The 26,487-nt window shown below is 67.6% G+C and carries 29 protein-coding genes; 18 read left to right on the top strand and 11 right to left on the bottom strand.

Annotated features, from left to right (window positions below; all coding sequences use genetic code 11):
- Positions 1-97: 97 nt before the first annotated feature.
- Together BM353_RS09710 and BM353_RS09705 are read right to left on the bottom strand one after the other, a co-directional pair.
- Positions 98-973 (bottom strand): DMT family transporter, encoded by an 876-nt coding sequence (locus tag BM353_RS09710; RefSeq protein WP_092079962.1) that lies wholly within the window; start codon positions 971-973, stop codon positions 98-100.
- A gap of 10 nt (positions 974-983) precedes the next feature.
- On the bottom strand, positions 984-1,865 hold the full coding sequence (locus tag BM353_RS09705; RefSeq protein ID WP_092079959.1) for a LysR family transcriptional regulator: 882 nt from the start codon (positions 1,863-1,865) through the stop codon (positions 984-986).
- 355 nt (positions 1,866-2,220) lie between these two features.
- On the opposite strand from BM353_RS09705, the gene ffh reads away from it, so the two are divergent.
- The 11 genes from ffh to rpmE all read left to right on the top strand — a co-directional run bounded on the left by ffh (position 2,221) and on the right by rpmE (position 8,827).
- Positions 2,221-3,714 (top strand): signal recognition particle protein, encoded by a 1,494-nt coding sequence (ffh, locus tag BM353_RS09700; RefSeq protein ID WP_092079956.1) that lies wholly within the window; start codon positions 2,221-2,223, stop codon positions 3,712-3,714.
- A 112-nt stretch (positions 3,715-3,826) separates the two neighbouring features.
- Positions 3,827-4,384: a GNAT family N-acetyltransferase gene (locus BM353_RS09695; RefSeq protein ID WP_092079953.1), complete on the top strand. Its 558-nt coding sequence runs from the start codon at positions 3,827-3,829 to the stop codon at positions 4,382-4,384.
- Positions 4,381-4,908 carry a GNAT family N-acetyltransferase gene (locus BM353_RS09690; RefSeq protein ID WP_092079950.1) on the top strand — a complete coding sequence of 176 codons (528 nt, stop codon included), beginning with the start codon at positions 4,381-4,383 and terminating at the stop codon, positions 4,906-4,908. The genes BM353_RS09695 and BM353_RS09690 overlap by 4 nt, the downstream gene beginning before the upstream one ends.
- Positions 4,905-5,507 (top strand): GNAT family N-acetyltransferase, encoded by a 603-nt coding sequence (locus BM353_RS17115; protein ID WP_092079947.1) that lies wholly within the window; start codon positions 4,905-4,907, stop codon positions 5,505-5,507. Before BM353_RS09690 ends, BM353_RS17115 begins: the two co-directional genes overlap by 4 nt.
- A complete protein-coding gene (locus BM353_RS09680) occupies positions 5,500-5,808 on the top strand; it encodes a chorismate mutase (RefSeq protein WP_245759616.1) in 309 nt (102 codons plus the stop codon). Before BM353_RS17115 ends, BM353_RS09680 begins: the two co-directional genes overlap by 8 nt.
- 48 nt (positions 5,809-5,856) lie before the next feature.
- On the top strand, positions 5,857-6,243 hold the full coding sequence (gene rpsP / locus BM353_RS09675) for a 30S ribosomal protein S16 (RefSeq protein ID WP_092079941.1): 387 nt from the start codon (positions 5,857-5,859) through the stop codon (positions 6,241-6,243).
- Between the two features lie 74 nt (positions 6,244-6,317).
- Positions 6,318-6,461: a hypothetical protein gene (locus BM353_RS16935; RefSeq protein ID WP_177220520.1), complete on the top strand. Its 144-nt coding sequence runs from the start codon at positions 6,318-6,320 to the stop codon at positions 6,459-6,461.
- A complete protein-coding gene (rimM, locus tag BM353_RS09670; RefSeq protein ID WP_245759615.1) occupies positions 6,458-6,970 on the top strand; it encodes a ribosome maturation factor RimM in 513 nt (170 codons plus the stop codon). The genes BM353_RS16935 and rimM overlap by 4 nt, the downstream gene beginning before the upstream one ends.
- Position 6,971: 1 nt before the next feature.
- A complete protein-coding gene (trmD, locus tag BM353_RS09665) occupies positions 6,972-7,769 on the top strand; it encodes a tRNA (guanosine(37)-N1)-methyltransferase TrmD (RefSeq protein ID WP_092079935.1) in 798 nt (265 codons plus the stop codon).
- 441 nt (positions 7,770-8,210) lie between these two features.
- The gene (rplS, locus tag BM353_RS09660; RefSeq protein WP_092079932.1) at positions 8,211-8,594 is read left to right on the top strand and encodes a 50S ribosomal protein L19; all 384 of its coding nucleotides are present in this window, start codon (positions 8,211-8,213) and stop codon (positions 8,592-8,594) included.
- An 11-nt stretch (positions 8,595-8,605) separates the two neighbouring features.
- Positions 8,606-8,827, top strand: a complete 222-nt coding sequence (gene rpmE / locus BM353_RS09655) for a 50S ribosomal protein L31 (RefSeq protein WP_092079929.1) — start codon at positions 8,606-8,608, stop codon at positions 8,825-8,827.
- 112 nt (positions 8,828-8,939) lie between these two features.
- Here the strand turns inward: rpmE and BM353_RS09650 are convergent, their stop codons facing one another.
- From BM353_RS09650 to BM353_RS09640, 3 genes are all read right to left on the bottom strand, one after another.
- Positions 8,940-9,392 (bottom strand): LolA family protein, encoded by a 453-nt coding sequence (locus tag BM353_RS09650; RefSeq protein WP_177220519.1) that lies wholly within the window; start codon positions 9,390-9,392, stop codon positions 8,940-8,942.
- Between the two features lie 234 nt (positions 9,393-9,626).
- Positions 9,627-10,205 carry a c-type cytochrome gene (locus BM353_RS09645; RefSeq protein ID WP_092079924.1) on the bottom strand — a complete coding sequence of 193 codons (579 nt, stop codon included), beginning with the start codon at positions 10,203-10,205 and terminating at the stop codon, positions 9,627-9,629.
- On the bottom strand, positions 10,202-11,455 hold the full coding sequence (locus tag BM353_RS09640) for a PQQ-dependent sugar dehydrogenase (RefSeq protein WP_092079921.1): 1,254 nt from the start codon (positions 11,453-11,455) through the stop codon (positions 10,202-10,204). Before BM353_RS09640 ends, BM353_RS09645 begins: the two co-directional genes overlap by 4 nt.
- Before the next feature lie 214 nt (positions 11,456-11,669).
- Between BM353_RS09640 and BM353_RS09635 the strand changes: the two genes are divergently transcribed.
- Entirely contained in the window at positions 11,670-12,479 is an 810-nt protein-coding gene (locus tag BM353_RS09635; RefSeq protein ID WP_092079918.1) for a division plane positioning ATPase MipZ, read from the top strand.
- Positions 12,480-12,482: 3 nt separating this feature from the next.
- On the opposite strand, the gene BM353_RS09630 is transcribed toward BM353_RS09635, so the two are convergent.
- From BM353_RS09630 to BM353_RS09620, 3 genes are all read right to left on the bottom strand, one after another.
- The gene (locus BM353_RS09630) at positions 12,483-13,781 is read right to left on the bottom strand and encodes a sialate O-acetylesterase (protein WP_092079915.1); all 1,299 of its coding nucleotides are present in this window, start codon (positions 13,779-13,781) and stop codon (positions 12,483-12,485) included.
- Positions 13,782-14,094: 313 nt separating this feature from the next.
- Positions 14,095-14,718, bottom strand: a complete 624-nt coding sequence (locus BM353_RS09625) for a sugar transferase (protein ID WP_245759614.1) — start codon at positions 14,716-14,718, stop codon at positions 14,095-14,097.
- A gap of 241 nt (positions 14,719-14,959) precedes the next feature.
- On the bottom strand, positions 14,960-17,017 hold the full coding sequence (locus BM353_RS09620) for a GumC family protein (RefSeq protein WP_092079909.1): 2,058 nt from the start codon (positions 17,015-17,017) through the stop codon (positions 14,960-14,962).
- Between the two features lie 185 nt (positions 17,018-17,202).
- Between BM353_RS09620 and BM353_RS09615 the strand changes: the two genes are divergently transcribed.
- Genes BM353_RS09615 through BM353_RS09585 form a run of 6 tightly spaced genes read left to right on the top strand, consistent with a single transcriptional unit; the run spans position 17,203 to position 23,592 of the window.
- Positions 17,203-18,159: a glycosyltransferase family 2 protein gene (locus tag BM353_RS09615; protein WP_245759613.1), complete on the top strand. Its 957-nt coding sequence runs from the start codon at positions 17,203-17,205 to the stop codon at positions 18,157-18,159.
- Complete coding sequence (locus tag BM353_RS09610; RefSeq protein ID WP_092079903.1) at positions 18,156-19,052, top strand: glycosyltransferase family 2 protein; 897 nt, start codon at positions 18,156-18,158, stop codon at positions 19,050-19,052. The genes BM353_RS09615 and BM353_RS09610 overlap by 4 nt, the downstream gene beginning before the upstream one ends.
- Positions 19,049-20,191 (top strand): glycosyltransferase, encoded by a 1,143-nt coding sequence (locus tag BM353_RS16930; protein WP_177220518.1) that lies wholly within the window; start codon positions 19,049-19,051, stop codon positions 20,189-20,191. The genes BM353_RS09610 and BM353_RS16930 overlap by 4 nt, the downstream gene beginning before the upstream one ends.
- Positions 20,184-21,044: a sulfotransferase family protein gene (locus BM353_RS16925; protein WP_177220517.1), complete on the top strand. Its 861-nt coding sequence runs from the start codon at positions 20,184-20,186 to the stop codon at positions 21,042-21,044. The genes BM353_RS16930 and BM353_RS16925 overlap by 8 nt, the downstream gene beginning before the upstream one ends.
- Positions 21,032-22,327 (top strand): hypothetical protein, encoded by a 1,296-nt coding sequence (locus BM353_RS09590; protein ID WP_143104138.1) that lies wholly within the window; start codon positions 21,032-21,034, stop codon positions 22,325-22,327. The genes BM353_RS16925 and BM353_RS09590 overlap by 13 nt, the downstream gene beginning before the upstream one ends.
- 8 nt (positions 22,328-22,335) lie before the next feature.
- Positions 22,336-23,592: an O-antigen ligase family protein gene (locus BM353_RS09585; RefSeq protein ID WP_177220516.1), complete on the top strand. Its 1,257-nt coding sequence runs from the start codon at positions 22,336-22,338 to the stop codon at positions 23,590-23,592.
- Here the strand turns inward: BM353_RS09585 and BM353_RS09580 are convergent.
- Genes BM353_RS09580 through BM353_RS09570 form a run of 3 tightly spaced genes read right to left on the bottom strand, consistent with a single transcriptional unit; the run spans position 23,575 to position 26,437 of the window.
- Positions 23,575-24,717, bottom strand: a complete 1,143-nt coding sequence (locus BM353_RS09580) for an acyltransferase family protein (RefSeq protein ID WP_177220515.1) — start codon at positions 24,715-24,717, stop codon at positions 23,575-23,577. The two genes, BM353_RS09585 and BM353_RS09580, sit on opposite strands and share 18 nt — an antisense overlap.
- The gene (locus tag BM353_RS09575) at positions 24,717-25,592 is read right to left on the bottom strand and encodes a sulfotransferase (protein ID WP_092079882.1); all 876 of its coding nucleotides are present in this window, start codon (positions 25,590-25,592) and stop codon (positions 24,717-24,719) included. Before BM353_RS09575 ends, BM353_RS09580 begins: the two co-directional genes overlap by 1 nt.
- Positions 25,589-26,437 (bottom strand): hypothetical protein, encoded by an 849-nt coding sequence (locus BM353_RS09570; protein WP_092079879.1) that lies wholly within the window; start codon positions 26,435-26,437, stop codon positions 25,589-25,591. Before BM353_RS09570 ends, BM353_RS09575 begins: the two co-directional genes overlap by 4 nt.
- Between the last annotated feature and the right edge of the window lie 50 nt (positions 26,438-26,487).

The following is a 26,487-nucleotide window of genomic DNA, read 5'->3' as shown; positions in this document are numbered from 1 at the left end:
CCACTGGACCGTTTGCCGCTGCGCGGACCGGAAGGCGCTCCGCGCGTTCGATCCTCAAACGGTCCACTGGACCGTTTGCCGCTGCGCGGACCGGATCTCACTCCTTCAGCATCAGCAACAGGGCGCCGACTGTGACGAGGATCCCGACGATCACCAGCGGTGTCGGCCCGCCATGGCGCAGCGCCAACTCCCAGCCGATCACCCAGCTCGGCACGATATAGGTATAGGCCATGACCTTCGACGCGGGCAGGCGCAGCGCCGCGTATTGCATGAGCACAAAGGTCATCGCGCTGGCGAAAACCACCAGATAGAGCAGCGAGATCCAGAAGACGGGCGGCAAACCGGCCCAGTCCGTCGCCACGATCGCGGGCAGGCCGATCAGCGTCAGCAGCACGAAGGCCATGATCAGCACGCCGAGCGAAAAGGCGATCACCGGCTCGCCCCGGTTCAGCTTCGGCACCAGCGGGGTGTAGATCGCATGGGCCACGCAGCCGATGAAATAGACCATCTCGCCGCGCCCGATCTCGAAGCGCACCAGCGCCGCGAGGTCGGCCCGGAAGATCACCCAGAGCGCGCCCAGCGCCCCCAGGGCAAGCCCGAGCGCGATCCGCCGCGTCGTCCGTTGCCGCATCAGGAGCCAGCCGAACCCCGCCGCCATCACCGGCGTGAGCGTGAAGATCGCCGAGGCCCGGACCGGATCGGCCGTCCGGAGCCCCTCGAACATCAGCGCGAAATAGGCGGCGAAGAGCACCCCGAGGACCAGATAGCGCCACAGGCTGCGATAATACACGGCCCGGATCTTGCCACGCGCCGCCGCGATCGCGCCCAGGATGATCGCCGCCAGAAGAAAGCGCAGCGCGTTGAAGGCAACCGGATCGAGCAACGGCGCGGCCAGCGCGCCGAGCGAGAACGAGCCCGCCACAAGCAGCGAAAACAACAGCATCGCCAGATGCCCGCGCGCCTGCTCCGTCATGCGACCCCCGTCAGCCCATCGTCCAGGATTTGGACTCTTCCTTGAGGAAATTCACGAAGGCCTGAACCTTGATCGTGCGGTGCAGATCGACATGGGTGACGAGCCAGAGCGGCGCGCCCCAGTCCGGATTGGCCGGGCTCACCTGCACCAGATCATTGGTGGGGGCCTGCATCAGGGTCGGGAAAAATCCGATCCCGATCCCCGCCTCGACCGCTTCGGCCTGCACCCGGTCATCATCGCTGCGGAAGACGATGTTCTCCTCCGGCACGTTCTGCCAGAGCCAGCGATAGAAGGGCGCGCGCGTGTCGCGGTCGTCGTTGCAGACAAAACGGTGGTTGGCGTAATCCTCCGGCCCGGTCGGGCGGCCGTGGCGCGCAAGGTAATCGCGGCTGGCGAAGAGGGCGTTGTCGAAGGTTACGAAGGGCTGGACGACGTTGTCCGGCTCGTCCGGCGCCTGGCCCGCGCGAATCGCCACATGCGCCTCGCCGTATTCCAGCCGGTAGAGCCGGTTGCCGGTGGTGTAGCGCAGGATGATCTCGGGATGTTCAAGCTGGAAACGGTGCATGACCGGCGCCAGCAGGCTCGACAGCCGCGTGACCGATGTCACCACCAGCTCGCCCGAGACCGAGTCGCCCCGGCCCTTGATCCGCCCGGCCAGCTGGCCGAACTGCTCGTCGGTGGTCTGGGCCACGCGCATGAGGTCCAGCCCGGCCTCGGTCGGCGTGTAGCCGCGCGCATGACGCTGAAAGAGCTTGACCCCGAGCCGCCCTTCGAGCGCATCCACATGGCGGATCACCGTCGCGTGGTGCACGCCAAGCACCTCGGCCGCGCCGCTCACCGTGCCCAGACGCGCCACCTGCAACGCGGTGCGCACCTCATCCCAATTGTCCATGATCCGGCCTCATCCGTGCGCAACGCCACATGCCGCCCCTCTAAAACCCCCTTCCGTTCGGGAATGCAAGAGGGCAGGCCCCCGGGTGGCATTCCGCCGTGGCCTTTTGCCGTGGCCTTCCGCCGTTCAATCCGCCGCGCCCTTCCGCCAAGCGCCCCCCGCATACGTTGACTCGCCCCTCATTTCGCGCTATCCGCGCACCAACTTCCGGGAGCCCGTCGTGTCTTCCGGTCCCGGGCCCTGTTCCGGGATCGCCCTCCACCAGCGCGTTGCGCCCGTGGGGGCGTTTGTGCATGGACCAATCTGCCCCTATCTTCGGGGTGTCACGAAACGGCGGCTGAAAGGAGCCCGAGGCATGTTTGAAAATCTGTCCGAACGTCTCTCCGGCGTCTTTGATCGCCTGACGAAACAGGGCGCGCTCTCCGAGGATGACGTCAAGACCGCCCTGCGCGAGGTGCGTGTGGCGCTGCTGGAGGCGGATGTCTCGCTCCCCGTCGCGCGCGATTTCGTCAAGGCGGTGCAGGCCAAAGCGACCGGTCAGGCCGTCACCAAGTCGATCACCCCCGGCCAGCAGGTGGTCAAGATCGTCCATGACGAGCTTGTCCATGTGCTCACCGGCGACGAGGATCCCGGCAAGCTCAAGATCGATAACCCGCCCGCGCCGATCCTGATGGTCGGCCTGCAGGGCTCGGGCAAGACCACCACCACCGCCAAGCTCGCTAAGCGGCTCAAGGAGCGCGAGAACAAGCGCGTGCTCATGGCCTCGCTCGACGTGAACCGCCCCGCGGCAATGGAACAGCTCCAGATCCTCGGCGCCCAGATCGGCGTCGACACGCTGCCCATCGTCAAGGGCGAGGATCCCGTCACCATCGCCAAACGCGCCAAGACCCAAGCGGCGATGGGCGGCTATGACGTCTACATGCTCGACACCGCCGGGCGCCTCCACATCGACGCCGAGCTCATCGCCCAGGCCGCCGCCGTGCGCGACGTGGCCCAGCCGCGCGAAACGCTGCTCGTGGTCGATGGCCTGACCGGTCAGGACGCGGTCAACGTCGCCACCGAATTCGACGACAAGATCGGCGTCTCCGGCGTGGTCCTCACGCGGATGGACGGCGACGGGCGCGGCGGCGCGGCGCTCTCGATGCGCGCCGTGACCGGCAAACCCATCCGCTTCGTCGGCCTCGGCGAGAAGATGGACGCGATCGAGACCTTCGAGCCCTCGCGCATCGCCGGCCGGATCCTCGGCATGGGCGATATCGTCAGCCTCGTGGAAAAGGCGCAGGAAACGCTGGAGGCCGAGCAGGCCGAACGCATGATGCGCCGCTTCACCAAGGGTCAGTTCAACATGAACGACCTGCGCAGCCAGCTTGAGCAGATGATGAAGATGGGCGGCATGGAGGGCATGATGTCCATGCTCCCCGGCGCGGCCAAGATGCAAAAGCAGATGGATGGCGCCGGCATCGACGACAAGATGCTCAAACGCCAGATCGCGCTGATCCAGTCCATGACCAAACGCGAACGCGCCAACCCCCAGATCCTGCAGGCCAGCCGCAAGAAGCGCATCGCCAAGGGCGCGGGGCTCGAGGTCTCCGAGCTCAACAAGCTTCTCAAGATGCACCGGCAGATGGCCGACATGATGAAGAAGATGGGCAAGATGGGCAAAGGCGGGATGCTCAAACAGGCGATGAAGGGCATGATGGGCAAAGGCGCGCCCTCCCCCGAGGAGATGGCCGCGGGCATGGACCCCAAGGCGCTCGAACGCGCGGCCAAGGCCATGGGCGGCGGTATGCCCGGGCTTGGCGGCGGGGCGCTCCCCCCGGGCCTCAGCGGTTTCGGCAAGAAGAAGTGATCGCCGCGCGATCCACATATCCCGCGCCCCGGGTGGCGCGTCGCCTCGTCATGGGGCAAGCACGCGTCGCGCGGCAGCGCGGCCTTGTGCGCATGGTTGCGGTGCGCGCGCGATGATCGCCAAGACGCCGCTCTACCCGGTGATCGAGACCGATCGCCTGCTCCTCACGTCGATCGCCGAGCCGGAGTTCGATGCCGTGGCGCAGTACCTTCTGCCCGGCGCCCCGCGGTTCATCGATGCCGCGCAGGATCGCGATGCGCTCTGGTGGTCGCTCGCCACCATGATCGGCCATTGGAAAATGCGCGACTACGGCCATTTCGCGGTCTTCGAAAAATCCCGCGGCGTGAACATCGGCCTCGTCGGCCCGTGGTATCCGCGCGGCTGGCCCGAGCCGGAACTGGCCTGGCAACTCATCGAGGGGTTCGAGGGGCGCGGCTACGCGACCGAGGCAGCCCGCGGCGCGCTCCACTGGCTGTTCAAGACGCGCAAATGGGTCACGGTGACCTCGCTCATCGCCGATGACAACACCGCCTCCATCGCATTGGCCAAGCGGCTCGGTGCCGAGCCGGAGGGGCTCTTCGAGCACCGAATGCTGGGCGAGGTCCGCATCTGGCGCCACCACCGCGCCACCTATGACGCCTGGGCCATCGCTGAGGAGGGCACCGTATGACCAAAGCCCTCCCCGTGCTCGAGACCGAGCGGCTGCGCCTTGAGCCGCCCTCGCTTGCCATTCTCGACGCCGAGAAGCGGTTCTGGGCCTCCGACCGCGCCACCTTCGCTGGCGGCCGGATGACCGGCCCGCAGGTCTGGCGCTACCTCGCGCTGCAGCGCGGGCATTGGGATCTGCTGGGCTACGGCATGTTTTCCGTGGTGGAAAAGCAGAGCGGCGCGCCCGTGGGGCTCATCGGCCTCTGGGGGCCGGAGCCTTGGCCCGAGCCGGAGCTGGCCTACAACATCTATGAGGGATCGAGCGGCAAGGGCTACGCCGAGGAAGCCGCCCGCGCGGTTATGGGCTGGAACTTCGGGGCCCTGGGCCGCGAGCGCCTGATCTCGGTGATCCACCCGGACAACCTCCCGTCCCAGCGGCTGGCCGCCCGCCTTGGCGGCGCGCCCACCGGCGAGCAATTCACGCCAAACCCCGACGCCGATCCGGTGGACATCTGGCGCTACTGCGCACCGGAGGGCCGGTCATGAGCGTCTCGATCCCCGTTCTGGAGACCCAACGCCTGATCCTGCGCGGCCCCGAGCCCGGGGATTACCCCGATTTCAAGGCAACCTTCTCCTCCTATCGCTCGCGCTTCATGGGCGGGCCGCTCAATGCCTATGAGGCCTGGATGCTCTATGCCGCCGAGATCGGCCACTGGGACATTCGCGGCTTCGGCATGTGGATGATCCATGACCGCGAGAGCGACCGGACGCTCGGCATGGCCGGCGGCTGGTTCCCGGCGAAATGGCCCGAGCGCGAGCTTGCCTGGATCATCTGGCCCGAGGTGGCCGGGCGCGGCATCGCGCTGGAGGCGACCCATGCCTGCCGCAAGCACTTCTACGAAACCCTCGGCTGGGACGGCGCGGTGAGCTACGTCGATCCGAAAAATCTCGACTCGATCCGGCTGGCCGAACGGCTCGGCGCCAAGCGCGACCTTGAGGCCGCCAGCGTCGATGGCCATGACCTGTGCTACCGCCACCCCTCGCCCGCCGCCCTGCGCTCCGGGCAGATTTCCGACGGGATCGAGATGGAAATCGCCAATTACATCGACCCGCTCTTCACACCGAAAGGGATGCCCGTTGACTGATGCGCCGACAGATCCAGTGACCCGCGCCTCGACCCTTCTGGCCGGACACCGCGAGAGCATCGACCGGCTCGACGCGATCCTCGTCTACACCCTTGGCGAGCGGTTCAAACACACTCAGGCCGTGGGGAAACTCAAGGCCGAACACGACCTTCCCCCGTCCGATCCGGCCCGCGAAGCGGCCCAGATCGCGCGGCTCGAAGACCTGGCGAAACGGGCCGACCTCGACCCGGAATTCGCCAAGGCGTTCCTGAATTTCATCATTCAGGAAGTCATACAGCACCACGAGAAACACCAGCAATGACCGGCCGGGACTCCCCGGCCACCCCCTGATATCCAAAGGAGAAAACACATGGCTATCAAACTTCGTCTCGCCCGCGGCGGCTCCAAGAAACGCCCCTTCTACCGGATCGTCGTCGCCGACAGCCGCATGCCGCGCGACGGGCGCTACATCGAGAAGCTCGGCACCTACAACCCGCTCCTGCCCAAGGACAGCGAAGAGCGCGTCAAGATGGACATGGAGCGCGTGCAATACTGGCTCGGTGAGGGCGCCCAGCCGACCGACCGCGTCTCGCGCTTCCTCGAAGCCGCGGGCGTTGTCTCCAAGAAAGAGCGCGCCAACCTGAAGAAAGCCGAGCCTGGCGCGAAAGCCAAGGAGCGCGCGGAAGAGAAAGCGGCCAAGGCCGCCGAAGCCAAGGCCGCCGCGGAGGCACCGGCCGAAGACGCCGCGGCGGAATAATCCGCCCGCTTTGACAGAACTGCGCCGGCCCCCGCGCGGGGCCGGCCTCGCGCCAACGCATCAGGGAGGCTCCGATGTTCGGACTGATCCGACTCGTGATCTTCGCGCTCTTTGCCTTCGCGGCGGGCGTTCTCTTCGAGCGCCAGCAGGCGTCTGAAAAATGCCTTGCCACCGGCGGCACCATGACGGCCGGGCTCTGCCTCGGGGCGGGCTCGTGAGCGGCCCGGAGGCGGCCCGCGTTGTCGTCGGTTCCATCGCCGGGGCCTTTGGCGTGCGCGGCGAGGTGCGCATCAAGAGCTACTGCGCCGAGCCCTCGGACATCGCCGACTACAACCCGCTCACCCTCGAAGACGGGCGCGCCCTCACGCTCACGCTCATCCGGCCGATCAAGGGCGGGTTTGCCGGGCGGCTCTCGGGCGTGGCCGAGAAGGAAGACGCCGACGCGCTCAAGGGCGCCGAGCTTTATACTGACCGAGACAGGCTCCCCTCCCTGCCCGACGATGAATTTTACCACGCCGATCTCATCGGCCTGACCGTGCTCGACACCGGCGGCGCCGAGCTCGGCCAGGTCCGGGCGATCCAGAACCACGGCGCGGATGACCTGCTCGAAGTGCAGGGACCGGGGCTCAAGGCCACCGTGCTCGTCCCCTTCACTCGCGCCATTGTGCCCACGGTCGACCTCGATCAGCGGCGCATCATCATCGACCCGCCCGAAGGGCTGTTCTGAGATGGTCACGCCCACCAAATCGCACGGCCGCCTCTCGGTCGGGGCCTCGCTCAAACCGCGCGAGTTGATGACGCCGACGCCGCAGCTCAAGGGCGCCTGGACGGCAAAGGTCATCACGCTTTTCCCCGAGCTGTTCCCCGGTGTGCTGGGGGGCTCGCTCACCGGCAAGGCCCTCCAGGAGGGGCTCTGGCGGCTGGAGACGGTTGACCTGCGCCAATTCGGCGAGGGGCGCCACCGCAACGTCGACGACACGCCCGCAGGCGGCGGCGCGGGCATGGTCCTGCGGCCCGACGTGGTGGGCCGCGCGATCGAGAGCGCGCAGGCGGGCGCGCGCGGCGTCTGGCCGGTGCTCTACATGTCCCCGCGCGGGCGGCGGATGGATCAGGCGCTGATGCACTCGCTGAGCGAGGCCGACGGCGTGACGATCCTCTGCGGCCGGTTCGAAGGGGTCGATCAACGGGTGCTCGATCACTACGGGGTGCTGGAGGTCTCGCTGGGGGATTTCGTCCTCACCGGCGGCGAGATCGCGGCGCAGGCGCTCATCGACGCGACCGTGCGGCTCCGGCCCGGCGTGCTCGGCAATTCCGAAAGCACCGCGCAGGAAAGCTTCTCGGACGGTCTGCTGGAACACCCCCAATACACCCGCCCCGCCGAGTGGCAGGGCCGCGCGATCCCCGAGGTGTTGCTTTCGGGCCACCACGGCAAGATCGAAGAGTGGCGACAGGCGCAGTCGAAAGAGCTTACCAAAGCCCGCCGCCCGGACCTTTGGGCCGCCTATGAGGCACGCAAGAAGCGCTGAGCCGGGCCAGCGGCAGGACGTGGTCTGCCGCTCTGCCCTTCGAACGGCGTGCTTTATCGTACCACGAACATCTTCCCTCACAGGTCAACGCGCGCTGGCAAAGCGGCAGGCCTCGGGGCGTCCTGCCGCTGGCCCGGCGGCTTCGCCTTGGCTCCGGGCCGAAACCAGCCCTTCCCCCTTGCCAGACAGGGCCGCATTGGCTATCAGCCGGGCACGCCCACCCGGGAAACCGAGTCGGGCGCCTTTGTTCTGTGCGGCCGCCTCAAGCGATACTTCTTCGGATCGCGCCTCGCGGCAGGAACGGACAGCGCGAAGGGCCACAAGTAACGATGACCTGATCTCTGGCGGGCGCGCAGGCGCGCGGACCCGAACGAAGACCGAGAGCTCTGAGGCGCGAATGACCTTTGCGGACCAAACCGCAAGCAGCATAGGAGAGATCAGATGAACCTGATCGCAAAGCTGGAGGCCGAACAGATCGCCTCCCTCGGGAAAGAGATTCCCGATTTCAAAGCCGGCGACACGATCCGCGTCGGCTACAAGGTGACCGAGGGCACGCGCACCCGGGTGCAGAACTACGAAGGCGTCTGCATCAGCCGCAAGAACGGCGAAGGCATCGCCGGCTCGTTCACCGTTCGCAAGATTTCCTTCGGTGAAGGTGTGGAACGGGTGTTCCCGCTCTACTCGACCAACATCGACAGCATCGAGGTTGTGCGCCGGGGCCGTGTCCGCCGCGCCAAGCTCTACTACCTCCGCTCGCGGCGCGGCAAATCCGCCCGGATCGCCGAAGTCACCAATTACAAGCCCAAAGCGGGCGCAGAAGCGTAAGGAGCGTCGCGATGAAAAAAGAAATCCATCCCGACTATCACGTCATCAACGTCAAGATGACCGATGGCACCATGATCGAGATGCGCTCGACCTACGGGTCGGAAGGCGACACGCTCTCGCTCGACGTGGATCCCACGGTGCACCCGGCCTGGACCGGCGGCAACTCGCGCCTCATGGACACCGGCGGCCGCGTCTCCAAGTTCAAGAAGAAATACGAAGGCCTCGGCTTCTAAGAGCCCCCGGCATTCCCCAAGATCAAACGCCGCCCCACCCGGGCGGCGTTTTTCGTTGGCTTGAGGGCAGGCACGGGCAAAGGCTTCGGCAAAACAGTCGCCGGCTGGCGGCCTAGTTGCGAGCGCCGATGAACTGGCGGGGATCTATCACGACCCCGCGCCGCAGATTACGGAGCGATATACGGCTGGACCGACCGTGGTCGTCAGTGATGATCCAGTCGCGGAGCTCCACCGGCCCGGTCGAGAACACCATGGTGATCGCGCCGGCGTCCGGCCTGCCCGGATCGACCATCCGGACCCGGGCAAGACCGCCCTCAACCTCGACCGACCGGACCATGCCGTCGCGGCCCAGATCGACGGGGTCGCGCAGAAGGATGTGGAGCGGCACCTGGCCGACCGGGATCACGGTCATCGTCTGCTTGGTGCGGTTCACGATCCCTGCCCTTGTGCCCTCCGCGAAGAGCGTGATCGGGACCGGGTCGAAATATTCGAACCGCAATCGCCCGGGGCGGCTGAGATAGAAGATCCCCTCGCTCACGTGGCCATCGGAGCTTTGCTGGGACAAAGCTGCCCTGCATCGTGTCGATGCCGTTGATGTAGCGGTTGAGATCATTGACCACCTTCGGATCGACGCTCTGGGCTTGCGACGGCGCGCCATTGCAGAGCCCGGCAAGGGCGAGGACCAGTGCAAAGCCGGCGATGATGTGTCTGCGTTTCATGAACCTTGTCTCGCTGGCTGCTGCCGTCACCTTCACCCGGTGGAACATCTTCGGCTCGATCGTACCGCGCGCCTCTGATCCTAGTCCGCCGGTCCCGAAATCTCCAAAGACACCGCGGCGTACCAGTCCGCGACCTCGCGCATTTCGGCGTCGGTCATCCCTTCGGCGATGGGGCTCATGATGTCGTGCGCGCGCTTGCCGATGCGGAAGGCCTTGAGCTGGGTTTCGATGTAGATGTTGGTCTCACCTGCGAGGTTGGGGGCGCCCGCGAAGGTGGCGATTCCATCGGTGCCGTGGCAGGAGACGCAGGCTTGGGGCGCCGCGTCCGGGCTGGTGCCGTCGGGCAGTGTCGCCACAACCGTTTGCGCCGCGTACCACGCGGCGACGTCGGCGATCTGTTCGGCGCTCAGGCCAGCCGCCACAACCGTCATCATCTCATGCTCCCGCGCGCCGGTCTTGAAGGCCATGAGCTGGGTCTCGAGATAGTCCTGCGGCTCGCCGCCGATGTGGGGCGCGATGGGGACGCGGGCGTAGCCGTCGATCCCGTGGCAGGTGCGGCACATGCCCGCCAGCTTCCGGCCCGCGTCGGGGTCGGCGGCGTCAAGGGGCGACCCGGCGAGCATGAGCCCGCCGAGCGCCAGTGTCATAAGCCGCTTCATTCGCCGTAGCTGATGCGATAGAGCGCGCCAGCCAGATCGTCGGAGACGAGGATCGAGCCATCGCGCAGCTGCGCCACGTCGACGGGCCGGCCGAGGTATTCGTCATTCTCGTCGATCCAGCCTTCGGCAAAGGGCTCGGAGGTCGCGTTCCCCTCGGCATCGACATAGGTCACCATGACCCGCGCACCGACCGGCGTGGTGCGGTTCCATGAGCCGTGCTGCGCCGAGAAGATGGCGTTCTTGTACTTCTCGGGGAACATGTTCCCGGTGTAGAAGCTCATGCCGAGATCGGCGGCGTGGGCCACCATATCCACCACCGGATGCACCACCTCGACGGGCACCTCTTCGCCCTTGTACTCATTGGTGCGCACCGTGCCGCCGCCGAACCACGGGTGGCCGAAGTTCTGGCCCATCTCGGTCTGGCGGTTGAGCTCGCCCGGCGGGATGTCATCGCCCATTCCGTCGACCTGATTGTCGGTGAACCACAGCTCGCCCGTGACCGGGTGGAAGTCATGGCCGACCGAGTTGCGGATGCCGTAGGTATAGACCTCGCGGCCCGTGCCGTCGGTGTTCATCCGGATCATCCCGCCGATGCCCCACTCGTTGTAAAGGTCGAGCTTGTCGGCAGGCGCGACGTTGAACGGCTGGCCGAGAGAGATGTAGATCTTGCCGTCCGGCCCGATCTTGCAGACCCGCGCGGTGTGGTTGAAACTCTCTTCTTCGGGGGGGACGAGATCGCCCTTGGCCACGAGGTTGAAGGCCGCGACATCGGGGCTTTCATAGAAGAATTCCGCCGCCGGGAAGAGCAATACGCGGTTCTGCTCGGCGATGTAGAGGAACCCGTCGGGGCTGAAGCAGGGGCCGTTGGGGATCGAGAAGGTGAGCGAGGGCGCGAAGTCCTTCACCTCGTCGGCCACGCGGTCCTTGTTGCGGTCGGTCACGGCCCAGACCTTGTCCTTGCGCGTGCCCACGAAGGTCACGATGCCCTGCGGGCCCACGGCCATGTGGCGCGCGTCCGGCACCACGGCGTAGAGCTCGATCTTGAAGCCGTCCGGCAGGGTGATGCGCTCCAGCGTGCGCTTGATCCCCTCCGCATAGCGGCCGTCCTGTTCGATAAAGGTGAACTCGGTCACCCCGGTACTCTGAAAATTCGACAGCTTGTCAAGATTGTCGGGCACGTCCGCCGATTGCGCAGACGCCATCCCCGCCGCAAGGCATAGCGCCGCGGCCGTATGGAAATACGTCGTCATGAAGTCCTCCCAAAATTTTTTTGTTTGCCGTTGTCCGGCGCGGGTATCTTCCGCACCACATGACCTTAGGTCAAGTACGCGAACGTCTGAGGCATAAGCCGCCCGCGCGCAGGGTTGGGCGGGCTTTGAGCCATTTGCTTCTTTTCCTGAAGGCGCAGCGCCCGTAAAAGCGGCCAAAACGCGGTGCGAGCCGTCGAGAAGAGGGACATCGGGCATGGCGCATATCATCGTCGTCGGAAATGAAAAGGGCGGCGCGGGCAAATCCACCGTTTCGATGCATATCTCCACCGCGCTGGCGCGTCTGGGCCACCGGGTGGGCTGTCTCGATCTCGACCTGCGCCAGCGATCGCTCGGGGCATACCTGCACAACCGCAAGCGGTTTTGCGAAAAGGAAGGCATCGCGCTCGCGACCCCTGAGTACCACCCGCTTCCCGAAATCGACGAAAGCGCCCTCGCCCCGGGGGAAAACGCCTATGACAAGCGCCTCGCCCTCGCGATCGATCACTTTGACGGCGCCTGCGATTTCCTGCTGATCGACTGCCCCGGATCGCACACACGGCTCAGCCAGATCGCCCATTCCATGGCCGACACGCTGGTCACGCCCCTCAACGACAGCTTCATCGATTTCGACCTTCTGGCCAAGACCGACGAGACCGGCGAGACCGTGCTGGGCCCCTCCGTCTATTCCGAAATGGTCTGGCAGGCGCGGCAATCGCGCGCCGAAGCGGGGATGGGGCCGGTGGACTGGATCGTGCTGCGCAACCGGCTCGGCACGCAGGAGATGATCAACAAGCGCAAGATGTCGCGCGCGCTGGAGGCGCTGGCCAAGCGGATAGGCTTTCGCGTCGCGCCGGGCTTCGGCGAACGGGTCGTGTTCCGCGAACTGTTTCCACGCGGGCTGACGCTTCTCGATTTGCGGGATGTGGGCGTGCGACAACTGAGCATGTCGCATATCGCCGCCCGGCAGGAGGTCAGGGACCTGTTGAAGGCGCTTGAACTGCCGGGCGTCGAGGTGAGTTTCTAGGGCTCAGGGGAGGAGCGAGAGCAGCCCGTCGCCAAGGGCGCGGCCGTTGACCTGCATCCCATGCGCGGTGAAATGCGGCTGCTCGGTATCGCCATCGAGCAGGTTGCCCATCGGCGCCGCCACGAAGCGGACCCCGGGAATGGCGAAGGCGCTGCCGCTGGCCTCGTCAAGCTCAGCCTGCGCCGCGCGCATCCGGGCCACACGATCCGCCGGAGAGAAGCTCGTGTCCTCGTAATCCTCGGCGCAGCCGTTCCACGCGATCGGCAGGTTCGGAGCGCCGAGATCCGCGCGCAGGTCTGTCACGAACTGCGCCGCGTGGGGCAGCCAGGCATCGGCATAATCCGCGCCGGTGGTATCGTTGGCCCCGAGCGACACCACTGCGCCGACGATCTCATGCGCGGGCCCGAGTGCGTTGAGCGCCGCCACCATGTCGATCATGTCGGCGTACATCCGGCCGCCGGTGGTGTCGACGGAGGAGGTCTTGCGCCAATCTTCGGTGTTGTTGAACCCGGTCCCCGGCTCGGCCAGCGCCAGCATCAGCAGCGGCCGCCCCCGCTGCGCGGCGCGCGCAACCAACCGGCTCGCCACGGCCTGAATCGGCGAGACCCGCAGCCCCTGCACCGAGGCCACCGGCTCAATCAGCGGCGTGGGAACGTGGCGTGAGACCTCCAGCACATCGAAGCTCCCGCTCGTGCGCAGGTTGGGCATGTACCAGATCCGGGGATCATAGCCATGCTCGATCGTCGCGGCATCGGCAAATTCGCTCACCGAATTCGACATGTTGCTGTCACCGAGACAGAGCACCACGTCGCAGGCATGGACGGCGGGATCGGTGGTGGAGAGGTCATAGATCGCGAGGTCATCGAGCGTCGCATCGAACCCGCCCCCCGGCTTGAACGAGCAGCGCGGGAACGCGGCGGTGACATCCGCTGCGGCGAAATAGGCGAGCTTGGGATGAAGCTCTCCGCCCGACCGGGCGCGGCCCGACACGAGGCCGTTGCCGCTGAGTTGCGCCTTGAGCGTGCCGCGCGTGCCGAGCGTTTCGGTCCAGGTCAGGGCATAGGGCTTGCCGGGTTCGAGCGCCGCGGGAAAGCTCACGCGCGCATCGTTGTTGTTGACCCCAAGCGGCACAAGCGCGCCGGACGAAGTGTCCCAGTTGCCGCGCCCGTCAACATGGGCCGCCTCGGCGAGCGAGGCCTGGGCCGGGGGAAAAAGATTGCCCGGGGCGACCAGAGCATTGGTCGGCGCAGCGGGCGCATTATTCGGTGATTGGAGCCAACAGATGGACAGACCGACGTGCATCAGGTTGCCTTTCCCGGTTCGAGAGCACGCCAGGCACACGGCGGAAGGAAACCAACAGAAAACGATTGAACTGAAAACCGGCGCGCCGCGTCGGGCGGCCTGATCCCCTTGGAAACAACGCGTTCCAGAAGATCGGCTTTGAGGAGAGTGTCTGCCATATGAGCTCCCTTGGTGGTCCTACGGCGCTTGATGCGCCATCCCTGAAATCGGTCACTTTTCGGCAGAGCTGCCGGTGGCTCACCTAACCACCGGAGAAAAATAGATTTTTTGGAGTTAAGCCTGTCTGACACCTGCGTACGCAGGGGGAAGACGGTTAACGGCCCGAGCGCTTGAGCACCTCAAGGGCGGTTTTGGCGATGATCTTGAGATCCGTCAGGAGCGTTTCCTGGCTGCGGTAGGCCGCATCGAGATGCACGCGCGTCTCATAGCTCAGATCATTGCGCCCCGACACCTGCCAAGCCCCGGTGATTCCCGGCTTTCCCGACAGATAGGCCCAGTCGAGCGCCCCGTAGCGCATGAGCTCGTGCCCCGTCACCGGACGCGGCCCGACGAAGCTCATCTCGCCGCGCAGCACGTTCCAAAGCTGCGGCAACTCGTCGAGGCTCGTGGCGCGAAGGATGCGCCCCAGCGGGGTAACGCGGGGGTCATGGGTCAGTTTCTGGCTCGCGGCCCATTCGCGCGCCGCCGCGGGATTCGCCTGCAAATGCCGCTCCAACGCGCGGTCCGCGTCCACTTGCATGCTGCGCAGCTTCCAGCATTTGAACGCCCGTCCTCCCTCGCCGACCCGGCGATGGCCATAAAACCCCGGGCCGCCATCGAGACGCACCAGACCCCAGAGCACCGCGACGATCAGCGCCACCGGCAGCACCAGAGCCAGCGCCAGCACGATGTCGAGCCCGCGTTTCCACCCGCCGCTCTGACCCGGCGCCCGGCCCACCGGGCGCGCCTGAAACAGAGGGGTTCCAGCGGAGGTAAGGAGAGGAGCGCGAAGGTGAGGATCGTATTTCATGATGACGGGCCGCTTCTTGTTTGACGCGAGCCGGAGGTGATTGTTTCCGGCTCAGGGACAATTGCGAACCTGCGGAGTTAACCCTTCCAAGTTCTTAAAGCGGCCGCCCGGTGCCCACGCCACTGGCCTCTAATAAATATGCAATTTTAGAAGACTTTGCCTTAAACGCTCAGGCAACGATGCTGGAGGGTCCGGGCTCGCGCAGTTCATAGAGATGCGCGCCGTAATCGAGCGCCTGCGGATCGACCCGGGTGGTAACGATCCCGGCCGCCCGCGCATTGACCGTCTCCAATGCTGCGAGCCCGTCGCTGAGCTTACGCCGGCTGGTCGATTGCCAGCGCAGCGCCACGAGAATCGCATCGGCCACCCGCGAAATCACCCGCGCATCAGGGACCAGAAGGACCGGCGGCGTATCGAGCAGGATGTGATCATAGCTCTCCCGCGCGGCCTCGATGAACCGCTGGAATTGACGCGAGCTGAACATATCGGCCGAAGCCGGATTCGCCGACTCGCACATCAGGATATCGAGCCCGGTTTCGCCATCAGACAGGACGGCGTTCTGCAACTCGGTGCGCCCGGAGACGACGGACAGCAGCCCCTCTTTGCGCTCCGACCGCAGCACCCGCGCAAAGCTCGGCCGCTTTACATCGCACTCGATCAACAGGACCTTCTGCCCAAGCGCTGCGATGTTCTGCGCCAGCGCCAGCGACAGGATCGTCTTGCCCTCGTCGGCGACCGAGGAGGTGATCATGACCACCTTGGGCGGATCGTCGAGCCGCGACATCAGGAGCGAGGTCCGGATGTTGCGAATCGCTTCGGCGGCCATGGAGGAAGGCTCGCTGGCCAGCCGGGACAGAAGCTCGCTGCGGGTGGCGCCGGGCAGTTCGGGGACCTGGCCAAAGACGGTCATGCCGGTTGCGTCCTGCAGCGCCGTCACATCGCGAAACCCCTTCTGGCGCAGATCCGAGAGGGCCAGCAGCCCGATCCCGGCGAAGAGCCCGAGCACGAGGCTCAGCCCCAGAATGCGAGCCTTTTGCGGGCGGGCGGGCCCGTCAGGCAAGACCGCGTTGGACAGGATCCGGCTGTCAGGCCGCTGCAACCCCTGCTGGACGGAGGTCTCCTTCAGCCGGCCGAGGAAATACTCGTAGAGCAGCTTGGAGGCATCGGCCTCGCGGGTCAGCTGCTGAAACTCCTGCAATTCCGTGTTTTGCCGCGCGAGCGTCTCTTCAAGCTCCTCCGCGGCGGAGACAAGAGCCTGAAGGCGGGTCTCGGCGAGCTGGACTTCGGCTTCGGCCCGAGCGACCGGGCGCAGGGTACTGGCGCGCAGGAGCGAGGCGGTGGAGGCGGGCTGCGGTTGGGTCACCGGCGGCGCGCTGCGGGCCTCTTCGCGGGCCGCCGTCAAGCGCGCCCTTGCCGCCTCGATGGCGAGTTCCTGATCGGTGATTCGCCCCCGCAGGGCCTTGAGCTGACGGTCGAGCTGATCGATGCTGTCCGGCCCGATCACATCGGAGCGCGCGCGAAACGCCTTGATCCGATCCTCGGATATCTTGAGCGATTGCTTGAGGTCCGAGACGCGATCCGTGAGCCAGGCGACGGCCTGTTCGGTCGCTTCGTATTTCACGCTGATCTGCTGGTCCACGTAGGTTTGGGCGATGGTGTCGGCGATGGCAACCGCGCGATCCGCCTCCGCCGATGCCACCTTGATCTGAAAGACCAGCGAGAGCGGAAGATTGGCGACGGAGGTGCGCTTCTGAAGCCGGGTGATCGCCTTTTCGCGCTGCGCGTCCTGCTGCGGCGCGACCACGGGCTCCGCGTCTGAGATCAGGCTCATGACCCGCGACTTGAGCCGCGCCTTCAGCCCCGGTTCGGCCAGCGTCGGGTTGAACTCGGCGTCCTCGGTCAGCGCGAGCGCGTCGACCACCTGGCCCAGCAGACGGCGGCTGCGCAGCACTTCTACCTCGGTATTGAGCGCCGGCAGGTCCTTGGAGAGCCCGCCGATCACACTGTCGAGATCGACCACCTTCTCCGACCGGGTCTCCAGCACGACAGACGCCGTGGCCTCATACTCCGGTTCGGCCAGAAGATAGGCATAGACCCCGCCGAGGCCAAAGCCGACCATCGCCGCCAGGGCGAGCACAAACCGCCCGCGCCACAGCCGCGCGAATAGCGCCCCGAGATCGATGATCTCCTGCGTTGCGTCCTCGCCAAGAATGGATGGCTTTGCCATGTCAGTTCACGCCTGATTTTCAGGGTCCTATGGCTGGCAAACCTGCCGTTTCAAGGTGAACTATTAATTAACGAATTGTCGAAAGTTTCAGGGCAACCGCAACTGATGTCCTGACGATGAGTCTGTCCCCTATGTCCCTGTCTCCAAGGCCCTGCGCCCTTCGCCCCGAGGGCGGGGTGCTGCTCGTGATCCCCACACTGAACGAGGCGCGTCATATCGAGCGGTGCGTTCGGTCCTTGTTGACGCGTCCCGAAACGGGGCGCGATCTGCGCGCCGTTGTCGTCGATGGCGGGAGCGAGGATGCAACGCGAGACATCGTCATGGGGCTGATGGCGGAGTTTCCGGCGCTCGGCTGGCTCGACAACCCCGCCAGACTACAGTCCGCGGGGATCAACCTCGCGGTGCGCCGCTGCGCCCGCCCGCAGGACGAGATCCTCATCCGCTGCGATGCGCACAGCGTCTATCCCGAGGGCTACATCGGTGCGCTGATCGAGAGCATGGAGCGCAGCGGCGCGAGCGCGGTCACGGTGGTGATGGATGCGGCCGGCAGCAACGGCTTCCAGCGCGCCGCCGCCTGGATCGCGGGCACGCTGCTCGGCAACGGCGGCTCGGCCCATCGCGGCAGCACCGTCTCGCGTTTCGTCGACCATGGCCATCACGCCGCCATGCGGCTCGATGCCTTCCGGTCCGTCGGCGGATATGACGCTGATTTCAGCCACAACGAGGACGCCGAGCTCGACCTGCGCCTCACCCGCGCGGGCCACAAGATATGGTTGGAGGCAGGGCTGAGGATCACCTACATCATGCGTCCCGACCTCGCCGCCCTCGCGCGCCAGTACTGGCGTTACGGGCGGGGCCGCGCGCGCACTTTGCTCAAGCACCGGGTGCGCCCGCGGCTGCGCCAGATCGCGCCGGTGCTCAACGCGCTCGCCCTGGTGGCGGCGCTGATTTCGGCGCTTCAGGTGCCGCAGGCCGCGCTCCTTCTGGTGGCCTATGGGCTGCTGCTTTTGGGGGCATCGCTTGTCGGAATGCGGCGCCTGCGCGCCCCCTGCGGCCTCTGGGCCGGGCCCGCCGTGGCGGCGATGCACATGGCCTGGGCCGGGGGCTTTTTGCGCCAGATACTCACGGGCCGCGCCGCATGAAAATCGCGATCCTCATCGCCACGTTCCGCCGTCCGTCGGTCTGTGCGACGCTCAAGAGTCTCGCCGCGATTGACCTCGCACCGGGCACCGAGGTGCGGGTCATCGTCGCGGACAATGACACCGCCCCCACGGCGCGGGATCGCGTCCGCGCCGCCGCAGGCGCCCTGCCCTTCGATGTGACCTACCTGCACGCCCCCGCGGGCAACATCTCGATCGCCCGCAACGCCTGCCTCGATGCGGCGGAGGGGGTCGATTGGCTGGCCTTCGTGGATGATGACGAGATCGTCACCCCGGGGTGGCTGCGCGAGCTGTGCGCCAAGGCGCGGCAAACCGGCGCCGATGCGGTCTTCGGCCCGTCCATCGCGCTCTACCCGGCGCGCGCCCCTGCCTGGATGCAGGCGCAGGATCACCATTCCAACCGCCCCGTGATCACGCCGCAGGGCGTCGAGACGGGCCACACCTGCAACGCGCTCCTGCGATGGGCCGGAACGCCGTGGCAGGACACGCGCTTCGATCCGGGCAGAGGCCAGTCGGGCGGCGAGGACACGGCGTTTTTCTTTGCCCTCCGGGCGCGCGGCGCGACCTTCGCCATCGCTCCCGGCGCGGTAGTCTACGAGACCGTCGCGGCCGAGCGCCTCACGCTGCGCTGGCTGCTGCGGCGCAAGTTTCGCATGGGGCAATCCTACGCGGCCATCGCCGTCTCGTGGCCCTCGGCATCGCGGCTGGCCCTGACGGCGGGGGCGAAATCGACGTTTTGCGCGCTCCGTGGCGTCCTCGCCGCGGCCAACCCGCAGGCGCGCCGATTCTGGGTCCTGCGCGGCGCGTTTCACACCGGCGTTCTCGCCGGGCTCTGCCGCCTTCCTGCCGCGCGGATCTACGGGCAGAGCGCATGAGGATCGTCTTTTTCGCCGGTGATCTCAACGACGCGGCCCAGCAACGACGCATCCGCGATTGCCGTCGGCTGGGCCACGAGGTCCGCTCGATGTCCTTTCGCAAACCCCCGCCCGACTCGCCGGTCGATTGGCCCAACCTCGATCTGGGGCGCGTGGCGCAAGGGCGGCTCGCCCGCCGGGCGCTCACTCTGGGCAAGGCATTGGCGCGCAGCGGCGAGATGCGCCGGAGCCTCGCCGGGGCCGACCTGCTCATCGCGCGCAATCTCGACATGGCGCTGCTTGCGCTCGGCGCAAGCGTCGGGCTGCGTCGCCGCCCCCCGATCGTCTACGAATGCCTTGATATTCATGGGATTTTCACCTCCCGCGGCCCCAAGGCGCGCCTTGCCCGCTGGCTCGAACGCCAAGTGCTGACGCGATCCGCTCTCCTGCTCACCAGCTCACCGGGCTTTCTCGAGCACTATTTCGCACCGGTGCAGCGATACACCGGCGCCGCCGCGATCCTCGAAAATCGCCTGCCGCTCGACATGCCGCAGCGCCCCCGCCGCCGAATCCCGCCGCGCGCACCGCTCCGCCTCGGCTGGGTCGGCGCGATTCGCTGCGGGCCGAGTTTCGATCTGCTGATGCAACTCGCCGATCGGATGGGCCCGCGGATCGACATCCGCATCCATGGCCAGCTCCATCGCCATGCCCTCCGTGCCCCGGACGCCCGGATCGCCGGCCGCGCCAATGTCCACTACGCGGGGCCCTACAGCTACCCCGAGGGGTTGGAACGGGTCTATGCCGATTGCGATCTCGTCTGGGCACAGGATCTGTGGCAACGCGGCGCGAATTCCGACTGGCTCCTGCCCAACCGGCTTTATGAGGCGAGCTGGTATGGTTGCCCGTCGCTGGCCGCGGGGCAAACGCAGACCGCGCAGAAAATCCGCGCGGAGGGCTTGGGATTCGTTGTCGAGCGCGCGGAGCCCGACACCCTCGTCCGCTTTCTGGACGGCCTCTCCCCGGCGCGGCTGCGCGCCGCGTCCGCCGCCCTCCTGCGCGCGCCCGATACCCAGTTCTGCCAGTCGGAGGCCGCGCTCGCTGCGCTGCTCGAGCCCGCTGCGCACGGTCGGGTCGAGCCCGGAGTCCCCTCCCATGCCTGAGCCCCGACCCGGCGCCGCCCTCCCCCTGATCGGCCTGCCCGATTTCGCCGTCATCGGCGCGATGAAAGCCGGGACGACGACGCTGCACGCCGCGCTGGCGCGTCACCCCGAAATCGCCATGCCGCGCCGCAAGGAGACGGATTTCTTCCTCGCCGACCCGACCCCCGCGCGCCTCAGGGGCTATCGCCGGATGTTTCCCGCCGGGGGCCGGCTGCGCGGCGAGGTCTGCCCGAACTACACCAAGCGGGAGGCGTTCCCCGGCGTGCCGGAGCGGCTGGCCGCGGCCGCGCCCGACTGCCGGCTGATCTTCATCGCGCGCGATCCGGTCAAACGCGCGGCCTCGCAATACCGTCATGCGATCCTGAGCGGGCGGTCGCTGCCCGCGCCGGACGCCTTGCCCGAGACCGACCACTACGCGCATTTGCTCAGCGTGAGCCGCTATGCCAGTCAGCTTGATCCGTGGCGCGCACTCTTTCCGGCCGAGCAACTGCTGATCCTCGATTTCGACGGGTTGATCACCGATCGTGCCGCGACGCTGACCCGTGTCGCCGCCTTCCTCGGCGTGCGCGACCACTGGCCCGCCGCCCCGGCCCACGCGAATGCCGCGGGCGATCTGGGCCAGCTTCCGGCCTGGGTCTATGGGCTGCGGGACAGCGCGGCGGGCCGGCGGCTCAACCTTGCGATGGGCGAGGGGCTCCGCTCACGGTTGAAATCGGCTCTTGGGCGCGGTGCTCCGCGCGCGGCGCCGGACCTGCCGGAGAGCGTGCTGGTCCGTCTGCGCCAGGATCTGCAAACGGACGCCGCCCGGTTTCGCGCGCTCTCGGGGCTTGCCTGCGCGGGGTGGTCCCTGTGATCGGCGCGCGGCTGCACCGGCCGATGGCCGCGCTCTCGCTGCGCGCGGGCTGGATGATGCTGGCGCGCCTTGCCGCCAGCGCCCTGACGCTGGGTACGACGCTCCTTCTGGCCCGTCTCGCCCCCCCGGAGGTCTTCGGCACCTTCTCCGCCGCCGGGTCCGTCAGCCTCCTTGCCGCCGTGCTGCTCACGCTCAACATCGAAGGCGGCGCCCTGTTTCACGCCGCCCGGCGAAGCGGGCCGGACGCGGCGGCGGACTATGCCGCCTATCGCGCCCGCTGTTTCCACGTCCTCTGCGCCGGATCGGCCCTCTTGCTCGCGGGCTGCGCGGCCGCCGCCCTTTTGCGCCCTGACCTCTGGCCCGTGGCTCTGGCCCTCGGCGCCACGCCGCTCTACGCGCTGAGCCGGGTGCGAGCCCGCCTCGCCGGCGCGGAAGATCTGGTGCTGCAAGGCGCGCTGCCCCGGCTGATCACCCGGCCCGCCGTCGTGTTCCTCGGCGTCGCGGCCTTCGCGCTGGCGGGGCACGCGCCTGTACTGCTGCAACTCCTGCTGCTGCACCTGCTGGCCGGGCTCGCCCTCACGGCGGCCCACCACCTCAGCCTGCCGTCAGATCCCCGCCCGCCGCAGCGCGGTTCGGCGCCGGACACCCGCGGCTATCTGCGCACCGGGCTCGCCCTCGCACCGGGACAGATCCTCGGCGAAAACCGCGTGAACCTGATCATCGCGCTCGCCGCGCTGTCGCTGGCCCCGTCGGAGATCGCTCAGATCACCGTCGCGCTCGCGCTCGTCAATCTCATCGTCTTCGCCCAATCCGCTGCCGATACCGCCCTTGGGGCGCGGGTCTCCGCCGCGCTTTCGCGGTCAGACACGGCCGGTCTGACGCAGCTTTTGCGCCTCAACCGGGCCATCCGCCTCGGCGCGCTGATCTGCGGTGCGGCGAGCCTTCTGGCCCTGCGCGCGCCCCTGCTGTGGCTTCTCGGCGCTCCTTTCGCCCCGGCGATGGACATGGCCGTGATCCTGCTCGGCATCCCGCTGACCAATGCGCTCTTCGGGCCGGCGGGCCTCGTGATCCAGGCTCAGGCGCGCCGCCGCGACGGGCTCCTGAGCGCCGCACTCGGCCTCGGCGCGCTCGGTCTCGCGGTGCCCCTCGGCGGCTGGCTCGGCGGAGCGCCCGGTGCGGCGGCGGGCGCGGTCGCGGGCTACGCCATCTTCCACGCGGCGCAATGGGGGGCCAACCTCCGGGCGGGCGCGCCCGACACCGGCCTCCTGGCGCGGCCCGGATGATGCGCCCAATGCCCGCCACGCAGCTCGCCCTCACCCCGCCGCGCAAGATCGCCCTCCCGCGCAGCGCGCCCGATGTCGCCCTCACCGCGCTCATCTTCTTCACCGCCAACACCGGCGCGCAGCGGCTTGCCAACCCCGACATCCTCTGGATGGGCTTCTACGCGCTCACGCTGCTGTGGCTCATGTCGGACATGCGCCGCATCCGCACCATCCTCACGCGCGACTGGGCGGCCTTCCTGCTGCCCGCGCTCGCGCTTTGCTCCACGCTCTGGAGCGTCGCGCCGGGCCGGACGGGCTATGCCTCGCTCCAGCTCATCATGACGACCCTGATCGCGCTGCGCATGGCCCACGTGCTCACCACGCGGCAGATCCTTCTGGCGCTCTTCCTCGCGCAAGGCGGCGGGCTCGCCCTGTCGCTCCTCAACCTCTCGAGCGGCTTTTTGCAACCGGTCTGGGAGGTCAACGGCGCGCTCCTCGGCATCTACCCGCACAAGACCGGCGTCGGCAAAGCCGCCTTCTGGGCCGCGCTCGCGCTGCTGGGCCTTTGCGCCTACATGCGCCTGTCGCTGCTCGCCCTGATCTTCGCCGCCGCCGTCTTTCCCGTCGCGGTCCTCGCAAAATCGGTCACCGCCCAACTGGGCTTTGCGGTCGTGGGGATGCTCGCACTGCTGATCTGGATGCGCCACCTGCCGCGCGGCTTGCGCGCCGGGCTGCCGCTCGCGGGCGTGGTTCTCCTGCTCGCGACCATCGTGATTTTCGCCGTCACGGGGGGCGATCTTCTGACCACCGTCCTGCAGGCGATGGGCAAGAGCCCCACGCTGACCGGCCGCACGGTGCTGTGGTCCTTCGCGCTCGACATCCTGGCGCAGGAGCCGCTCGGCGGGGTGGGCTTCAACGCGTTCTGGACAAGCCCGCGCTACGCCCTCCTCGTCTCTTACATCCACACCAACGTGGATGAAGGGCTGAACGGGTTCCACAACGCCTATCTGGAGGTCTTCGTGGCGCTCGGCCTCGTCGGGGGCACGCTGCTTCTGGGACAGGTCGCCCTGACCTATGTCCGCCTCATTCGCGCCTACCTGCGCGCGCGCTCGCTCTCGGCGGCGATCTGGTTGGCGATCTTTGCGGCGGTCAGCGGGCTGGCGCTGATGGAGGACAGTTTCTTCAAACTGCATTCGGGTCACTACATGCTCGCGGTGATCGCCATGGCCTATGCCCGACGGGTCGCGAGAGCCGCGCCGGAAGAGGGTTCAGCGCAGACCGAATAGCCGCTGGAACAGCCGCTGGCCGGGGCGCTCTATCCGGGTGTAGAGCAGGTGGCTCAGCCCGAGGATGAGCAGGACAAGCGCGGCGGTGATGAGGCCGGCGTGCTCCGTCCAGAGGACGGGCGCGGATCGGCCGGGGATCTCCACCCGCTCGACGCCGAAGACCCGCCGCGCCGACCAGCCGGCGAGCATCAGCACGAAGGCGTGGCTCATGTAGACCGAAAAGGACAGCCGGCCCAGATGGCGCATCGGGGCACTGGCGCAGAGCCCGCTGAGCACGCCGCCGCCCTGGGCAAAGACGAGGATCAGCAGCGCAAAGGCGCCCATGGTGGTGAATTGCAGCGCCACATCGCCGCCTGCCCGGGCGAGGAGCAGGCCCGTCGCCGCGAGGATCGCGACCTCACAGGCGCTTTGAGCGCCGCGCGGCAGGATATCGGGCAGGCGCGCGTGGAGCGCGTAGATCAGCACTCCGGCGAAGAAGCCCGCGAGCACGCGCGGCACCCCGAGCGCGGGATCGGCCAGGTGCGCAGCACCGGAGCGCGCAAGCCAGAGGTACCCTGCGCCGCAGAGGAGCCCCGCCGCAAGAAACCGCGCGCGACCGGCGAGGGCGATGACCGCAAAGAACAGCAGGTAGGCGTAGAACTCGACGCTGATGCTCCAGGACGGATAGTTCCAGCTCAGCGGCCCCTCGACCCGGAGCCCCTGCAGCAGCGCGATGTTGGCGAGCAGCGACGGGATGGTATTTTCCGCCCGTGCGCCGGAACCGACCCCGGCGAGCGCCGCGAATTCCTGTGCGAGGCCGAAGGCGACGAAAAGCGCGAGCATGAACAGATGGAGCGGCCAGAGCCGCGCGAGGCGCAGAAGCGCAAACCGGCGAAAGCTCATCCCCGCCGCGATCCGGGCGCCGTAGGCATGCATCAGCACGAAGCCGGAGAGCACAAAGAAGAAATCGACGCAGAGCTCCGCCGAGGCGATGAGCGCGGGGCGCGGGCCGGCGGCGAAGGGCGAATGGAACCAGACCACGAGCAGCGCGGCGATCCCGCGGAAACTGTCGAGCTGTGTGTAATATCCGGTGCGCGGGGCGGGCGTGCTGCGCGCGGCGGCGAAGAGCGGGGCGTCGACGGGCATCAGGCGGTTTCCGAGGCGCCGAACTGGCGCTCCCATGCGCCCCAGGGGAAGCTGTCGCGGCTCAGAAGCCTGGCGAGCTGGGCAAGATCGTCGCGAAAGAGCGCATCGAGCCGCGCGCGCGAGACCGCGTCCATCGGCGGGACCTCCTGGCGCATGTCGACTGAATTGGCCTTGAGCAGCGCGCGCACCGGCCCCAAGGCCTTGGCCCGCGAGAGCACTGGCTCCAGCCCACCGCGACGCATCGCATCGCCGCCCGCGCGCAGCACCGAGCGCAGGAGCGGCACTGCGGCGCGGTCGCTCTCGTTGCGCCGCTCATGCAGGGCGGGCGGGAGGTAATCGGGCGCGATCCCGGCAAACTCATAGACCCGCCTTGCCGCCTTGAGCGGCTCGGCCGCGATCTCCTCGGCCAGCAGCACACAGATCTGGCCGCGGGGGAAGGCATCCATCCACCTGATGAGATGGCGCGCGTAAAACCCCTGTTCGACATATGCCGGATTGTTGGCGAGCCCCTCGGCGAAGGGCACCGGCGGGATATGGCCCTTGATGACCTCGTGCAGATGGTTGGAAAAGGCGCGCTCCACCGGATCGCGCAGGAGCGCGATGACCCGCGTGTCGGGCCGATGCGCGCGGGCGCGGCGCGCGGCGCGCGGATCATGGAGATAGGAAGGCGAGACTTCGAACCGGGTCTGGCCCGCACGCGGCTCGAAATGCCGGTCGTACCAGGCATAGCCGCGGTCGAAGTAGTAGGAATAGAAATCGACTTCCTTGGGCCGCGAGGGGGCGATGTCGGGGTGGGCGCCGAGCACGGCATGGACCCAGCTTGTCGCCGATTTCTGGGCGCCGATGCCAAGCAGAAGCGGGGCGGGCTCCATCATCCGGCCTCCCGCGCCGGCGCGATCGCCTCGGCCACGGCCCGGGCCGCCTCGAAGAGCGCGACATCCTCGGCGCAGAGCTCGGAGGCGCGGGCCATCTGGCTGGCCGAAAACGGCGAGTCGCCGGAGGGCGCGCGATTGTAGCTGTGGATCCGCAAGGCGGGGCCGAACCGGGCGCGATAGGCGGCGGCGAACCCATCGAGATCGTCGAGAAAGCCGATGAGATCGAAACGCGCGAGCCGCTCGGCCGCAAGCCGGGGCGCCTGCGGCACCTCGCCCGGCTCGGCAAGGCCGGAGAAATAGCGCAGGTAGACTTGGGCATGATGCCGCGCGAGAGGGCTGTCGAGATAGGCGTCCGGATCCTCGGGGGCAATGCCGGCGCGCCGGGCCATGAGGTAGTTCGAGACCATCCGCTCCACCGGATCGCGCAGGAGCGTGACGAAACCGTAGCGCTGGTGGGCGAAGGCTTCGAGCCGGTCCGAGCAGAGCAGGTGGCCGTGAATGAGCGCGCTGTCCCAGGCGATATGCTGCAGCGCGAGCGCCTCGCGCAGGGCAAAGACCTCGGCCCCGCGCCCCAGGTCTTCGTGGCAGAGCCAGGGATCATCGCGGCACGCCGCCATCATCGCCGCCGCCCGCCGGGTCGAGCGCGCATCGAGCACGCCGATGCGTTCGCTCAAGGGAACGGTGGCATAGAGCGCCTCGGAGAGCGAGGTCCCGCCGCATTTGGGCATATGGAAGAAGATCACACGGGGCACCCGCGCGGCGGGCGAGGCCGCCCGGATCAACCTGCCCGAATAGACGCGCGCGCGGCGCAGGTTGCGTTCGGCGAAGGGCAATTCTCGGGCCATGGGGATCCTGCGTTGCGCGCCCCTTGCGGGGGATGGGGAATACCCGCAGC

The organism is Poseidonocella sedimentorum, assembly GCF_900116005.1.
GTDB lineage: Bacteria > Pseudomonadota > Alphaproteobacteria > Rhodobacterales > Rhodobacteraceae > Poseidonocella > Poseidonocella sedimentorum.
Note: the sequence above shows the minus strand (reverse complement) of the source record. Positions and strands in the feature narration are given on the sequence as shown.